Source organism: Streptomyces sp. NPDC043853, from assembly GCF_056436025.1.
The window spans coordinates 70,761-84,081 of the sequence record NZ_JBWKDJ010000022.1; the positions used below are offsets into that span (position 1 = coordinate 70,761).

Below are 13,321 nucleotides of genomic sequence, written 5' to 3' on the forward strand. Positions count from 1 at the left end.
ATGAGGCTGGAGTGGGGCTGCTTGTCGCGGTGCTCGGCGGCTATTGCTTCCTGGTGAAGCCGCCGACGTCGACCTCGGTGAGGATGTCGCGCTTGACCAGGCGCTTGAGCTTGGCGCGGGTGCCCTTCGCGCTCTTCGGCGGCAAGTCGTGCGGGAGGCAGGCCCACTGACAGCCGGTCCGGCCCTGGTAGAGGATCGCGTTGACGAGCTCCCGCATGGCGTACGCGCCCTGGTGGCCGCTGACCGAACGGTGCCGGTGCCTCCACGCCGTGATCACCGGCTCCATCAACGACCACTGCTCGTCCAATGAGTCGCTCGGGTGCGACTTGCGTTCACTCGCCCCGCCACCCCAACCGACCACCGGCAGGGACCAGCTGTCCCGCCTATTCCGTGGTGGTGTCGCTGTGCTCAGCGAGTTCCGCGGCCAGACCGGCCATGTCGATGAGTCCGGCTGCGTAGGCGGAGAGCATGGTCTCGATGGCGTGGCTGATGGAAATCTCGTCTTGGCCGGCCTGGGCTTTTCCTGCTTCCCAGATTTGGCCGTTGACGCTGAGCGTGCGGACGACTTTCTTCTCTTTGGGGAGGGGTTTTGTCGACGGCCGTCCGGTGCCGGAGGTGTAGCGCCTGGGGGTGGACTGGGGGAGCGGCTGCTCCTGGTTGTCGGCCATGTGCCGTGCGCCTTTCGGGAGAGGACCTGGCCTGAGAAGCCGGCGTGGGCGGCCACCCTCTCACGCGACTTACGCCTGTCGATCTTGACCGTACCCGGTGCACGAGAGCCGCGGGCCGCTTTCTAGGCTGACCCCATGTCCGACGAGTCACCTCTCATCCGTAGCCTGCGGGCCGCTGTCGCAGCCGCTCCCGAAGACGTGCCCCTGCGGCTGCACTTCACCGAACTGCTCCTCGCGGAGGGGAGGCACGACGAGGCCGTCACGCAAGCCGCGGTCGCGCTGCAGCACGCGCCGGGCGACGAAGCCGTACGGGACCTGATGGTCCGCGCCATGCAACTGCCCACGGTCGGCACGCCCCCGCCCGCGGCCACCGCAACGCCGCCCCCGCCCGCGCCCGCCACGGCTCCGCCCCAGGCCTCCGCGTCCGCCGCCCCCTCACCCGCCGCGGACGGCACACGACCCCGCGCCTTCGACTGGACGGCCGCCGAGCAGGAAGTCGCCGACGTCGTCGGCCCCCGCTTCGCCGGTGACCCCGCCGACCCCGCCGACCCGGCCGACCCCGCCGACGCAGGCGATACCACCGAGGCCCCCCTGACCGCGGACGGCAGCGGTGACCCGGCCGACGCGTCCGCCTGGGACATCGACGCCCCCGGCGACGTACGCCTCGCCGACGTCGGCGGCATGCAGCAGGTCAAGGACCGGCTCGAAGCCGCCTTCCTCGCCCCGATGCGCAACCCCGAACTCCGCAAGCTGTACGGCAAGTCGCTCCGCGGCGGCCTGCTCCTCTACGGCCCGCCCGGCTGCGGCAAGACGTTCATCGCGCGGGCCGTCGCAGGCGAACTCGGTGCCGGCTTCATGTCGGTCTCGCTCTCCGACATCCTCGACATGTACATCGGCACCTCGGAGAGGAACCTCCACGACATCTTCGAGGCCGCCCGCCGCCAGGCGCCCTGCGTGGTCTTCCTCGACGAGCTGGACGCGCTCGGCGCCAAGCGCTCGCGCACGTACCACAGCGGTCTGCGCAATGTCGTCAACCAGCTCCTCACCGAGCTCGACGGCATCAACGCCGCGCAGAACGAGGGCGTCTTCGTGCTCGCCGCGACCAACGTCCCCTGGGACGTGGACCTCGCCCTGCGCCGTCCCGGCCGCCTGGACCGCACCCTGCTCGTGCTGCCGCCCGACGCCCCGGCCCGGGAGGCGATCCTCCGCTACCACCTGCGCGAGCGCCCCATCGAGTCCGTCGATCTCGGCAGGATCGTCAAGGCCACCGAGGACTTCTCGGGCGCCGATCTCGCCCATGTCTGCGAGAGCGCGGCCGAGTACGCGCTCCTGGACTCCGCCCGTTCCGGCACCGTCCGCATGATCGGCACCAAGGACCTCCTGAACGCGGCCAAGCAGATCAAGCCGTCCAGCGAATCCTGGTTCGCCTCCGCCCGCAACGTCGCCATGTTCGCCAACGACGGCGGTGTGTACGACGACCTGGTCGCCTACCTGAAGAAGAAGCGCAAACTGTGAGTGGAACCTCCCTGCACCCACGGGTCGAACAGGCCCTCCATCTCCACGGCATGAAGCGGCACGAGGAGGCCCTCGACCTCCTCGACCGGCGTCTCGCCGAGGCACCCGACGACCACGAGGCGTGGACCGCGCGCGCCCGCTGTCTCACCGGTCTCGGTCGCAACGAGGAGGGGCTCGACGCCGCCGACCAGGCGCTGAAGCTCCAACCCCAGCTCGCCGACGGGCACTTCATGCGTGGATTCGCCCTGCGCAAGATGAGCCGACTGCCCGAGGCCGAGCAGTCGCAGCGCGAGGCCATCCGCCTGGCGCCGGAACGCTGGGGCCCGCGTGCCCAGCGCGCCGAGATGCTGATCTTCGTGGGGACGAAGGAGGAGGCACTCCAGGAGGCCCAGGAGGCCGTACGGCTCGGCCCCGACGTCGTCGACACGTGGCACACCATGTACAAGGTCGCCCGCTTCAACAGCCGCCCCGACCTGGTGCAGGAGTCCGTACGGCAGCTCCTGCGCATCGACCCGACCGACCAGCTCGCCGTCACCGACGTCACCTGGCACGAGGCCCGCAAGCCCGGCACGTCCGCCGCCCGGGCCGCCGACCTCTACGCCGGCGCACTCGCCGCCGCCCCCGACTCCGAGTCGCTCCGCTCCGACCTCGACAGGGCCGTCTACCGGATGCTGCGCGGCACCCGATGGCTCGCCCTGCTCTGCCTGGTCATGGCCGCCGTCACCGTCGACGTCTTCCCCACCGGGGGCGAGGCGAAGGAGCTGCCCGTCCATCCCGGCACCCGGCTGTGGGCGCTCACCCTGATGGCCGCGGTGTGGGGCTTCGGCGCCTGGCGCCGCTACCGGCGGCTGCGGACCGGGGCACAGCTCACCGTGTTCGCGCTCGTGCGCCGCTCGTTCTGGCCCAGGGTCGTGCTCGGCCAGGCCACCTGGGCCACCCTGTGCGCGCTGCTGCTCGTGGCCCTTCCGTGGAGCGAGCGCACCGTTCCTCAGGTCCTGTTCTGGCTGGCGCTCGTACCGAACCTGCTCAGCATCACCCACGACCGGGACAAGGTCTGATGAGCCGGGCCCTGCAACAGGCCGACGCCCTCTTCGACCTGGGACGCCACGAGCAGGCCGCCGCGCTCGCCGCCCAGCACCTCGCCGGCCACCCCGACGACGCCACCGCACTCGTGCTGCTCGCCCGCTGCCGGCACCGCCTCGGCGACGCGCAGCAGGCGCTCACCACCGTCGAACACGCCCTGCGCGTCGCACCCGACTCGGTGAGCGCCCGGCTGATCCACACCCACGTCCTGCTCGCCCTGAAGCGGTACAAGCAGGCCGAGGCCTCCGCGCGGCGCGCCGTCGAACTCGCCCCACAGCACTGGGCGAGCCACTACAACCTCGGCATCGTCCTACACGGCGACGCCGTCCGCAGGAAACGCAAGCGGGCCGCGTACGAGTCGGCCCGCACGGCCGCCGCCCTCGCCCCCGAGGAGAGCGACGCGCACGTCCTCGTCGGCCTGACCGCCTTCCGCACGGGCGACCACAGAGCCGCCAGACAGGCCTACGAGACGGCGCTGCGCCTCGACCCGGACAGCAGCGCGGCCCACAACAGCCTCTCGCTGCTCCATCTGCACCGCCGCTGGTTCCGTCCCGGCTCGTGGACCCGGGCCGCCGAGGGCTTCGTCCAGGCCGCCGCCCTCGACCTGAACGACCACCGGGCCCGCCACCACCTGGAGAACATGGCCTGGGGAACGGCCATGGGCTCCCGCTGGGTGGCCCTCGCCGGAACCGTCGCGGTGGCGTCCGGCTCCGCCCACCTGCGTGCGGGCGCCACCGGCACCGACGCCCTCGTCACCCACCTGGTGTGCGCGGCCGTACTCGTCGGCAGCTGGGGAGGCTGGCTGCTGTGGCAGACCCGGCGGATCCCGCCCCACCTGCGCCGCCCCCTCCTGCTGGTCTCGCGCGGCTGCCGGCCGGTCCTCGGGATGGCGTTCGCCATCGCGCTGCTCATCGTCCACTCGGCCCTGGCTCTGGTGCTGTGGCGCAGCGCCGTGTTCGGCGCGCTCGCGATCCCGCTGTTCTTCTTCGCGCTCGTCACGTCCGTGGCCGGCCATACCGCCCTCCAGCAGCGCGCGCAGAAGCCGTAGGAGACAGGGGAGCAGCGCCCAGTAGTGCATTGCCGGCTGGTGTCGTAGGGCTGTCACAACAAAGCACCATTAGCCGTCGCCCGGTCGCAGCACACGGGCGACCGCCTCCAGGACCGCCGCCCCAACCGCTGTGCTTGGCCCGTCCATGCGCCGGTGGTACTCGATGCTGCCGCCGGCCGGCATCGCTGCCCCCCCCCGCAGCGCAGGCCCGTCGTACGTCGGCGTCCCGAGGTGATCGGAAGCCCGGCCTGCTCGGGGCGACCCCGGTCCGCCGCGTCCGCAGGACTCTTCCGGCCCGGGTGCCTTGTCGATCTCCGACCCATCGAGTGTGACGATCACCCCGGCGTGCGAGACGGCCCCGGCGAGGGCCCCTCCTGGACGGGTGTCCCGGAGGGGGTTCCGTTCGCGCAGACTGGGACCGACCCGGCGCCGCACAGGCGGACGAGCCGGGGCATTATCGTGCGCAAACGGATGAAAGGAATCGCGACATGGCGAACGTGGCGGTGGTGGGCCTCGGCATCATGGGCCAGGGCATGGCGGAGAACCTTCTGAAGCACGGTCACACCGTGACGGTGTGGAACCGGAGCCCGCAGAAGGCGGCCGGACTCGCCGACCGTGGCGCCGTCGTGGCAGCGACCCCGGCCGAGGCCGCGGCCGGCGCCGACGTCGTCTTCGAAGTGACCGCCGACGACGATTCGTCCCGTGCCGTATGGCTGGGACCGGACGGCATCCTGGCGGGCGCCGCCCGCGACACGGTGCTCATCGCCTCCGCCACCCTCTCGGTCGGCTGGATCGAGGACCTGGCCACCGACTGCGCACAGCGGGGACTGGCCTTCTACGACATGCCACTCACCGGCGGAGCCGCAGCAGCCAGGACCGGGAACCTGGTACTGCTCGCGGGCGGCGACGCGAGCGGCCTGCCGGCCCTGGAGCCGGTGCTCGACGCGATCGCCCGCGAGGTTAAGCAGTTCGGTCCGGCGGGCGCGGGGACCCGCTTCAAGTTGGTCCTCAACGCCTTGCAGGCCATGCACCTGGCGGGCTTCGGCGAGGCGCTCCGGATCGCCGAGGCGGCGGGCCTGGACACGCGCCAGGTCGGAGAGGCCCTGCTCGACCGCCCCGGAGGCGTGGTCACCCGGCTCGCCTGGGACAGCTACCTGACCCCGCCCGAGCCGGTGAACTTCTCCGCCGCATGGGCCCACAAGGACCTCACCTACGCGGCCCGCATGGCCGAGGAGGCCGGGCAGAACAGTCACCCGCTCCTCGACGGGGTCCTCTCGCTCTTCGCCGCCGCGCTCGCCGACGGGAGGGGCGGGGAGGACTGGAGCACAGTGAACCCGACCGCGCAGGCGTAGCCGGCCGCTCGCGCGCTCGGCCGGGAATGCCACCGCGCTTCCCCTGCCCAACCCAACGCCCACGGTGGCCACGCCCGGCCGGTCGCCGGCCGGGCCGGCCCGCGCTCGTGCCGCGGCGTCGGCCGCGTCCTCCCGCCGGGAGGAAGCCGTCGGGGCGCTGACCACGGGTCTTGGCAGGCCTCTGGCGGCTGATGGCCGTTCCGCAGGTCAGGGGCCGCCTACGAAGCTGGTAGTCACCCCCTCTTGTGAGAGGCCATGCCGGTGATCATCATTGGAACGGCGGTCTCGCCCGTCCTGCTGATCGCGTCGGTGCCCCGGATCCTACGGGCCTGAACGGAGCGGTCGACGAGCAGGAATCCATGGAACGAGACGTCGTTTCCCATGGCGGTTCCTTGGGCCATGGGCTATGCGGGGATACTGCTGCGGTGCTGTTGACGTGGATCGCTGAGGTGGCGGACGAGCCCCTGGTACTGGAGCCGGCTGACCGTCGGGTGGAGTGGGAGACCAACACCTGGTGGTTGAGTGCAGGGGAGGAGGACAGGAGGTCGGTGTCCGTCTCCGCGGTGGTGGCCGCCTTCGAGCGGACAGCCTCAGCCATCCAGGTCCGTATCCGCGAGCTGGGCTTTCCGGGGGTTGCGACGTTCTACGTGTGGCATGACCAGCAGGCCGGTCAGCTCCGGTGCTCGACGGGATCGGTGCCTTCGGAGGCATTGCCGTTCGGCGGCGCCTACGCACTTTCCGACCGCCTCGGGCCGGTCATCGAGAGGTTCCTGGCCGACAGCGAGGCGGAGGCGGCGGAGCCGGAAGCGGCGCCCGGGGCCGATCAGGGCATCCGGGGCCTCCCCCTGTCGGCGGATGCTCGCGTCCCAGTCGGAGCAGATCAGGTGGTAGTCGTCGGCGGGTTCGTCGTAGAAGTGCCCTACAGGTATCTCCGCCATGGCCCGAGATTACCGATCCCCGACCTCGCACGGACGGCGGCGATGCTCCAGGAGGACCTGCTGCCCAAGTGGGCGGTGAGCCCCCTACGGGGTGACCGCGCTGGGTATCCCCGCCGAGCGACCCACCCGACCGCCCCTGACCGGAAACCCTCCGGCCGGGGGCGGTCGCGTTCACCGCAGAGGGGCTGCGCCCGCCGAGATCGTGTGGCTGGTCCGGCACGCCGTCCACCACGGCCTGCGGGCAAGCGGCCTGTGAGATCACGCTCATGGACCGGTGGACCGGTGGGCCGGGTTCGGCCGCTCACCGCGGACAGGGGGTGTGTTCAAGTGGTCGGGCTGCGGGTCGCGGACAGGGTCAGGGAGTGGACCCAGTGCTGCTCGGAAAGGGTTTCAACATCCTCCCGGGAGAGGGTTCCCGTCATGACGGTGCGGTCGGGTGCGGCGGCACTGTCCACGCCCCGGCTCTGCAGGTGCGCGAGCTGCGCCGGTGAGGGGGGTTCGGTCAGCCGTACGAGCACCAGCATGTCCCGGGCCCGGGGGGCGCGGTCCTGGGTGTCGACGGCCATGGCGAGCGGGGCGTCGAGTTTCCGGTAGTCCACGGGGCGATTCTCAGAGGTTGGCGGCGTTGATGAGGCCGTGGCCCCACTTGGGGTCGAAACTGCCCGCGCCGGCGCCGGGGACGGCCGCGTTCTCCCGGAGGAGTTCCATCAGCTTCCGCGGGTCGCAGCCGCGATCACGCTCCAGGATCAGGGCGGCGAGCCCCGCGACGAAGGGGGAGGCCATGCTGGTGCCCTGGAGCGCCACGTGCTGATCGTCCGTGACGAAGGCCGGCTCCATGTCGAGGGCGTCCCGGGACAGGGTTGAGACGATCATGGCGCCGGGGGCGGTGATGTCGGGCTTCTGCGCCCCGTCTCGGCGCGGGCCCTCGCTGCTGAAGCTCGCGATGTCGCCGAGTTCCAGCCAGGTGGCCTCCCGGTCGACGCCGTCGATGTCCGTCCACTCGGTACGGGTGGTGAATGCGGCGACGGTGATCGCCGACGTGGCGGCGCCGGGCGAACCGACTTTGAAGGCGTCGTGCACGGCAGGTCCGCTGAACTGCGGTTGCGGCCGGGCATCGGCACGGCCGAGCATCCAGACGTCGACCTTGCCGCTGGTGACGTTCGCTCCTCGGAGCAGCAGCCTCCACTTGCCGGGGCCGGCGTTGGCGGGACCGTGGGTGATCTCCGGCTCAACCTGGATGAGGAAGTTGATGTCGCCGTTGGCCGCGTTGGGGCCCGGCGTGGTGATTTGGACCTTGCCCCCCGGGAGGTCGAAGACCTCGCTCGGCCGCTCCGTGTTCCGTACGGGCTGGAAGGGTGTCGTTGCGCCGGTCGGGGAGGCCATGGCGATCTCGAGCCGGTCACTGCCCGCGTACCAGCCGTTGAGCAGGAACACGTCCGGTTCGCCGCGGAAGACGCCGGGGTGACAGGGGATCTGGCGGGTGGCGCCCTGCGGGACGGTGATCCGGGCGTGAATGTCGTCGTCGCCCTCGTTGCCGGCGGCGCAGACCACGATGCGGCCGGGGCCGCACTCCTCCTCGATCGACTGGGACATCGTGTCGGTGCCGTCGTGGGCGTCGAAGTGGCCGCCGAGGCTGAGGTTGACGACCGCCGGCATGTCCAGGTCGCGGGCGACGCGGAAGACGTACTGGATGCCGTCGATGATGTGGGCGTCGTCGAAGTCCGTCTTGACGATCACCAGGCGCGCCTCGGGGGCGATGCCCTCCGCACCGGCGGCGATGCCGGCGACGTGGGTTCCGTGGCCCTCGTCGTCGCGGGACAGGGAGGCCATGGCCATGCCGGCGTTGGCGAACTCCGCTCCGTAGCGGCCCTCCGGTACCCCGGTGCCGCTGCGCACGGTCTGGTCCCAGATCCGTTCGATGCGCCCGGTGAAGGCGGGGTGCTGCGGGTCGATGCCGGTGTCGACGATGCCGATGATGACGCCCTTGCCGGTCAGTTCGGAGTTCGTCCGGAACTGAGACACGCCGACCTTCTGCTGGGCGAGGTTCATGTACGGGCGCAGCCGGTTGGCGGGCACGATGCGCTTGATGCCCTGGTGCTCGCTCAGTCGTTCGAGCGCATCGATGTCGACGATGGCGGTCCGTACCTTCCTGCCGCCCTCATTGAGAACGATGCCGTCGCCGAGACCGCCGTCGAGGATGGCGTCCGGGTCGCATTCGAGGGTGACTACGACGCGCAGGGGCTTGGCTCGCTCCCGGACGGAGACGAGGCCGAGCATCGGGGCCTGCCGAAGCAGGGTCTCGCGCCTGCCGCCCTCCCGCTGGTAACGCTCGTACGTCGCTGCCAACGGAGGCGCCAGCTTGGTGTAGTCCATGGCCGCTCTTCCTTCAGGGCTCGTCGAGGTGGTGGTCCCCAGCCTTGACCGCGGGCGGGTGCCGGTGCATGGCCGACATGCCCTCGCCTGCGGACGTCACTCGATTGGTTGCGCAGGCGGGGCGGGACGTGGCGGCACCCGCACACCTTCCTTTGCCCACAGCACGATCCACCGCCCATGTCCCCTCGAAAGCCGTCCCTGGGCCCGCCGAGGATGTGCGCCGGAACCAACGGATGAAGGCGGCGAGTGGGGGATCCGGACTCCACCGAGATGCGTCGGCGCCGGCGTGCCATCGATGAGGCCGTTTCGGGCCTGCTACGTCATGCTGAACACTGCTTCGCTGGACTACCACTCCGAGCTGAACGATCTCTGGTACGCGCTCCGGGCCGGCCGGGTCACGGACGACCCGAGGTCACGTCTGGACGACGGCCGGCGCGAGCATCGTGCGCGGTACTCCGAAGCGCAGATGCGGGTCCCGGACGAGGTTCCGGCCACCGCCGACGAGATCTCGCCGGGGGAGCGGTGGGTCACCGCCGGCTCGGCACCCGTACGGTCACCGTCTTCGGCCGCTGGTACTCGTGGAGCGCCAGGACGCTCAGGTCGGTGCCGTGGCCGGACGTCCCCCGCCCCCCGTGCGGGAGTTCGGCCGTCTGCACCAGGTGGCAGTTGAGCCAGGTCTCGCCGGCGTTCAGCCGGCCGACCAGGTCGAGGCCCGTGGTCAGATCTGCGGTCCACACGCTTGCCCCGAGGGCCTGCGGGACGCCGTTCGCCAGGGCCAGGGCCCCTTCCACGTCCGGTGCCTGCTGGACGGTGAGGAGGGGCCCGAACACCTCCTCGGTGACGGCCGGGTCGTCGTGCGGAAGATCCGCCAGCAGGCGGGCCGGGCGCCAGTGGCCCCGCTCCTCGTCGGCATCGGGGGAGAGGCCGGCCGCGAAGTTCCGCTTGGCGGCGGAGGCGGTGACCAGCGCGTCGTAACGGGCCGTCTGGTCCGCATTGTTCAGCGGACCGAAGTCACGGCCGGCCAGCCGCTTTCCCATCGCCGCCGCGAGCCCGGTGACGGTCTCCTCGTAGTTCTCCGCGAGGGTGATCACCCGGGCGGGTGCGGCGCAGCTCTGGCCCGCGTTGTACGTGGCTGCCTCCGCCAGGGCGTCGTAGGAGTCGGCGGGTGCGTCCGGGAGAACGATCGCGGGTGCGTTGCCGCCCAGTTCCAGGCTGACGCGGCGGATCCCCGCCCGCGCCGCGACGTCGGCTCCGGCCCGGCCGCTGCCGGTGAACGCGACCATGTCCACCCCGGACTCCACGAGCAGCCGGCCCGTCCGCCGGTCGCCCGGGAGGTACTGCAGCACCGCCGCACCCAGAGCCAGAGCCGCGTGCTCCGCGAGCAGCTCCAGGCTGTCGGGGGTGGTCTCGGCTGGCTTCGCCACCACCGTGTTGCCCGCCGCGAGGGCCGGCGCGCAACGCCAGGCGGCCATCAGGAGGGGGTAGTTCCACGGCACGATCACCCCGACCACGCCGACCGGCTCCCAGCGGACCCAGCTCTCGTGGCCCGCCGCCAGATGCCCCGAGGCAGGGGCGGTCCGGGCGCGCGCGGCCGAAGCGTAGAACCGGAACAGGTCCGCCACCTGCTCGATCTCCCCCGCCGTCTCCGTCCCGGGCTTGCCCGTGCCCGCCCGCTCGCGGGCCGAGTACTGATCGGCGTGCTCCTCGATCAGGGCGGCGAGACGGTCCAGCCGGCGGGCCCGGTCCTTCGGAGTCAGCGCGCTCCAGCCGGGGAGGGCGCCCCGGGCCGCCCCGACGGCGGCCGCCACCTCCCCTTCCCGGGACAGGACGGCCGTACCGCGCACCCGCCCGGTGCGGGGGTCGGTCAGCTCGGACGGTTCGGTGGGTGCGGCGGTCATGGGTGCCTTTCGCGGATCGGGGTGTGCACGGAACTCATACGTCGTAAGACCTCAGCCACAGCTCCAGCGTGAGCACCAGCCACAGCTTGCCGCCCTGCCTGGGCAGCAGCGTGCCCTCGCCCTTCAGCCAGGTGCGGATGGTCTCCGGCCGGAACAGGCCCCGCTGCCGGGACCGGCGGCCGAGGAGCAGCTCGTGGCCGAGATCGCGCAGCGGGCCGGTCAGCCACTGCTGGACCGGCACCCGCATCCCGCTCTTCGGACGGTCGACGACCGTCGCCGGGAGCAGATCCCGTACGGCCTCCTTGAGGATCCACTTCTCCGCCGTGCCCCGGAGCTTGTACCCCGGCGGCGTCGCGAAGGCGTGGTCGATGACCGACCGGTCGAAGAGCGGGGAGCGGCCCTCCACGCCCTGGGAGGAGGTCAGGCGTTCCACCTTCGTCAGGATGTGGTGCGCCCCCTTCGTCCGCAGGTTGCAGTGGAGCAGCCGGTTGAGGAGGTGCTCCATGGCGTGCGGGCCGGGGTCCTGCGGGGTCAGGTACGGCTCCACGTGCCGCTCCAGGCGCGGGGCGTCCCGCAGGGCTTCGAGCACCGGCGCGGTCAGCAGCACCGGGAGGTCCGTCCAGCATTTGCGGTACGAACGCAGGTACGCGGTCGCCCGGTCCTCGTCCCAGGGCGCGCCCGGCGTCCGGTGCATCTCCTGCACCAGCATGGGGAGGTTCTTCGGCCCGCCGAAGACGGGGTCGCCGCCCTCGCCGTTGAGGACCACGGAAGCACCGTCCGCGGCCACGGCCTCGGCCAGCATCAGGTTCGGCACCGTGAGCGGATCCCCGACCGGGCTGTCCAGCAGCGCCGCGGCCTCGGCGAGCCGCGCCGCCACCGCCGCGCCCGAGACGTTCAGGATCCGGTGCCTGGTGTGGCAGTGCGAGGCCACGAGGCCCGAGTAGGCCAGTTCGTTCGGCAGGTCGTCGCCGAAGCTGATCGAGTACGTGTGTACGGGGTGGCCGTGGAGCTTCGACGCCAGGGCAGTGACCAGGGAGCTGTCGATGCCACCGGAGAGCAGCACCGCGGCGGGCTCCGCCGCCGGCAGCCGGCTCGCCGTGGCCCGCTCCAACAGGCCGCGCAGGGCGAGGACATGACCGGTCGGGTCGGAGGGGCGCGGGTCCTCCATGTGCTCCCGGGGCTCCCAGTGGACCGTTTCGGCGACCCCGCCGTCGCGGGCCAGCCGCAGGATCCTGCCGGGCAGCACCTCGCGGACCCCGCTGAGGAGGGTCTCCTCGCCAGGCAGGTACGCGAAGGTGAGGAAGGAGCGGACGGCCGACAGGTTCATGGACGTGCCGAGCGACGGCCAGCGGCGCAGCGCCCGCAGGGAGGTCGAGGCGGCCCAGGCGCCGTCGGCCCGCGCGTAGAAGAGGGTACGGGCGCCGACGTGGTCGCGGATCAGGACCAGGTCCGGGCCGTCGAGCACGGACAGTACGAACATTCCCTCGGCCAGCGCCACTCCGGCCGCGCCGAGCAACGCCCAGCAGTGGAGCAGGAGTTCACCGTCGGAGCAGTCGGCCGGCGGCGGGGGCGCGTCGGCGCGGGCCGCGAGGGCGGCGAACAGCACCGGGCGGTTGTGGAGGGTGACTTCGCCGACCGCGGTGCGTCCGTACGCCGTGAACGGGCCCGTGGCACGGCCCGGTTCGCCGGGGATCAGGCTCAGCTCCGCACCGGGAACACCGGCGGGGACGTGGCCCGGCCCGGCGGCGCCCATCGCCTCCAGATGGGCGCGGGCCCGCCCGGTGGTCTCGGCCAGGCAGGCGCTGAGACGTGCCACGGACGGCTCCTTTCCTTCGTGCTGTTCTTCGTGCTCTGTACGCGGTGTCCCGGTGTCCCGGTGCCCCGGTGCACCGGCTCCGGCTCAGCCGAAGTCGTCGTCGCTCCAGGCATCCTCGTCGCCGTCCCAGCCGTCCTCCCAGCTGTCGTCGCCGGAGTCACCTCCGGCGGCACCGCCGCCCCCGTCGCCTCCGGAGGACGAGGAGGCGGCCTGGCTCTGTTCCTGCTGGCGGCGCAGGGCCTCTTCCTCCGCCGGGGTCATGGTCAGTGGCGGCAGATGGGCGGCCGTGACGGCCAGGGCAGCGACCCCCAGTCCGGTGAGCAGTGCACCCATCCGGCCGCCGAAGGAGCTGCGGTTGACGGTGACGCGCTCGCCGCGCGGCCACACCGTCCGGCCGTAGCCGATGTCCCGGGCGTAGAGCGCGCTGCCGTCCGCGAGGGTGCGCTTGATGACGCGGTCGCCGAGCAGTTCATCGGTCCCCGAACCGCCCCGGTTGTCGCGCCAGCTCACCAGGTGGGGCCGGGCGGGGGTACGGCTGCGCCACTCCTCCAGGCCGTCCTCGTACCTGCGGTGGACCGTGCCGTCGGCGAGGAGTTCGTCTGCGTAGCCGATCTCTTGAGGCCGGATCAT

11 protein-coding genes and 1 pseudogene are annotated in these 13,321 nt (G+C 72.0%); 4 read left to right on the top strand and 8 right to left on the bottom strand.

Features of this window, described 5'->3' with window-relative positions; translation table 11 throughout:
• Positions 1–127 precede the first annotated feature (127 nt).
• Together AC067U_RS35950 and AC067U_RS35955 are read right to left on the bottom strand one after the other, a co-directional pair.
• Positions 128–361 (bottom strand): annotated as a pseudogene (locus AC067U_RS35950) (transposase); the annotation flags it as partial.
• Between the two features lie 22 nt (positions 362–383).
• Complete coding sequence (locus tag AC067U_RS35955) at positions 384–668, bottom strand: hypothetical protein (protein WP_478834057.1); 285 nt, start codon at positions 666–668, stop codon at positions 384–386.
• A gap of 135 nt (positions 669–803) precedes the next feature.
• Between AC067U_RS35955 and AC067U_RS35960 the strand changes: the two genes are divergently transcribed.
• From AC067U_RS35960 to AC067U_RS35975, 4 genes are all read left to right on the top strand, one after another.
• A complete protein-coding gene (locus AC067U_RS35960; protein ID WP_478834058.1) occupies positions 804–2,183 on the top strand; it encodes an AAA family ATPase in 1,380 nt (459 codons plus the stop codon).
• Positions 2,180–3,241 carry a tetratricopeptide repeat protein gene (locus tag AC067U_RS35965; RefSeq protein WP_478834059.1) on the top strand — a complete coding sequence of 354 codons (1,062 nt, stop codon included), beginning with the start codon at positions 2,180–2,182 and terminating at the stop codon, positions 3,239–3,241. Before AC067U_RS35960 ends, AC067U_RS35965 begins: the two co-directional genes overlap by 4 nt.
• The gene (locus AC067U_RS35970; protein ID WP_478834060.1) at positions 3,241–4,314 is read left to right on the top strand and encodes a tetratricopeptide repeat protein; all 1,074 of its coding nucleotides are present in this window, start codon (positions 3,241–3,243) and stop codon (positions 4,312–4,314) included. The genes AC067U_RS35965 and AC067U_RS35970 overlap by 1 nt, the downstream gene beginning before the upstream one ends.
• A 488-nt stretch (positions 4,315–4,802) precedes the next feature.
• A complete protein-coding gene (locus AC067U_RS35975; protein WP_478834061.1) occupies positions 4,803–5,666 on the top strand; it encodes an NAD(P)-dependent oxidoreductase in 864 nt (287 codons plus the stop codon).
• 233 nt (positions 5,667–5,899) lie between these two features.
• On the opposite strand, the gene AC067U_RS35980 is transcribed toward AC067U_RS35975, so the two are convergent.
• From AC067U_RS35980 to AC067U_RS36005, 6 genes are all read right to left on the bottom strand, one after another.
• Entirely contained in the window at positions 5,900–6,049 is a 150-nt protein-coding gene (locus AC067U_RS35980) for a hypothetical protein (protein WP_478834062.1), read from the bottom strand.
• A gap of 878 nt (positions 6,050–6,927) precedes the next feature.
• Positions 6,928–7,203 carry a hypothetical protein gene (locus AC067U_RS35985; protein WP_478834063.1) on the bottom strand — a complete coding sequence of 92 codons (276 nt, stop codon included), beginning with the start codon at positions 7,201–7,203 and terminating at the stop codon, positions 6,928–6,930.
• Positions 7,204–7,213: 10 nt separating this feature from the next.
• The gene (locus tag AC067U_RS35990; RefSeq protein ID WP_478834064.1) at positions 7,214–8,977 is read right to left on the bottom strand and encodes a S8 family peptidase; all 1,764 of its coding nucleotides are present in this window, start codon (positions 8,975–8,977) and stop codon (positions 7,214–7,216) included.
• A 527-nt stretch (positions 8,978–9,504) separates the two neighbouring features.
• Entirely contained in the window at positions 9,505–10,875 is a 1,371-nt protein-coding gene (locus AC067U_RS35995) for an aldehyde dehydrogenase family protein (protein ID WP_478834065.1), read from the bottom strand.
• A gap of 34 nt (positions 10,876–10,909) precedes the next feature.
• Positions 10,910–12,691 carry an asparagine synthetase B family protein gene (locus AC067U_RS36000; protein ID WP_478834066.1) on the bottom strand — a complete coding sequence of 594 codons (1,782 nt, stop codon included), beginning with the start codon at positions 12,689–12,691 and terminating at the stop codon, positions 10,910–10,912.
• Between the two features lie 84 nt (positions 12,692–12,775).
• The gene (locus tag AC067U_RS36005; RefSeq protein WP_478834067.1) at positions 12,776–13,321 is read right to left on the bottom strand and encodes a hypothetical protein; all 546 of its coding nucleotides are present in this window, start codon (positions 13,319–13,321) and stop codon (positions 12,776–12,778) included.

What these genes read in the sequence shown, in the direction of transcription:
- AC067U_RS35995 (WP_478834065.1), bottom strand. Translation starts at nt 10,875, where the DNA reads ATGACCGCCGCACCCACCGAACCGTCCGAGCTGACCGACCCCCGCACC.
- AC067U_RS35960 (WP_478834058.1), top strand. Translation starts at nt 804, where the DNA reads ATGTCCGACGAGTCACCTCTCATCCGTAGCCTGCGGGCCGCTGTCGCA.
- AC067U_RS35980 (WP_478834062.1), bottom strand. Translation starts at nt 6,049, where the DNA reads ATGGGAAACGACGTCTCGTTCCATGGATTCCTGCTCGTCGACCGCTCC.
- AC067U_RS36005 (WP_478834067.1), bottom strand. Translation starts at nt 13,321, where the DNA reads ATGATCCGGCCTCAAGAGATCGGCTACGCAGACGAACTCCTCGCCGAC.
- AC067U_RS35970 (WP_478834060.1), top strand. Translation starts at nt 3,241, where the DNA reads ATGAGCCGGGCCCTGCAACAGGCCGACGCCCTCTTCGACCTGGGACGC.
- AC067U_RS35975 (WP_478834061.1), top strand. Translation starts at nt 4,803, where the DNA reads ATGGCGAACGTGGCGGTGGTGGGCCTCGGCATCATGGGCCAGGGCATG.
- AC067U_RS35955 (WP_478834057.1), bottom strand. Translation starts at nt 668, where the DNA reads ATGGCCGACAACCAGGAGCAGCCGCTCCCCCAGTCCACCCCCAGGCGC.
- AC067U_RS35990 (WP_478834064.1), bottom strand. Translation starts at nt 8,977, where the DNA reads ATGGACTACACCAAGCTGGCGCCTCCGTTGGCAGCGACGTACGAGCGT.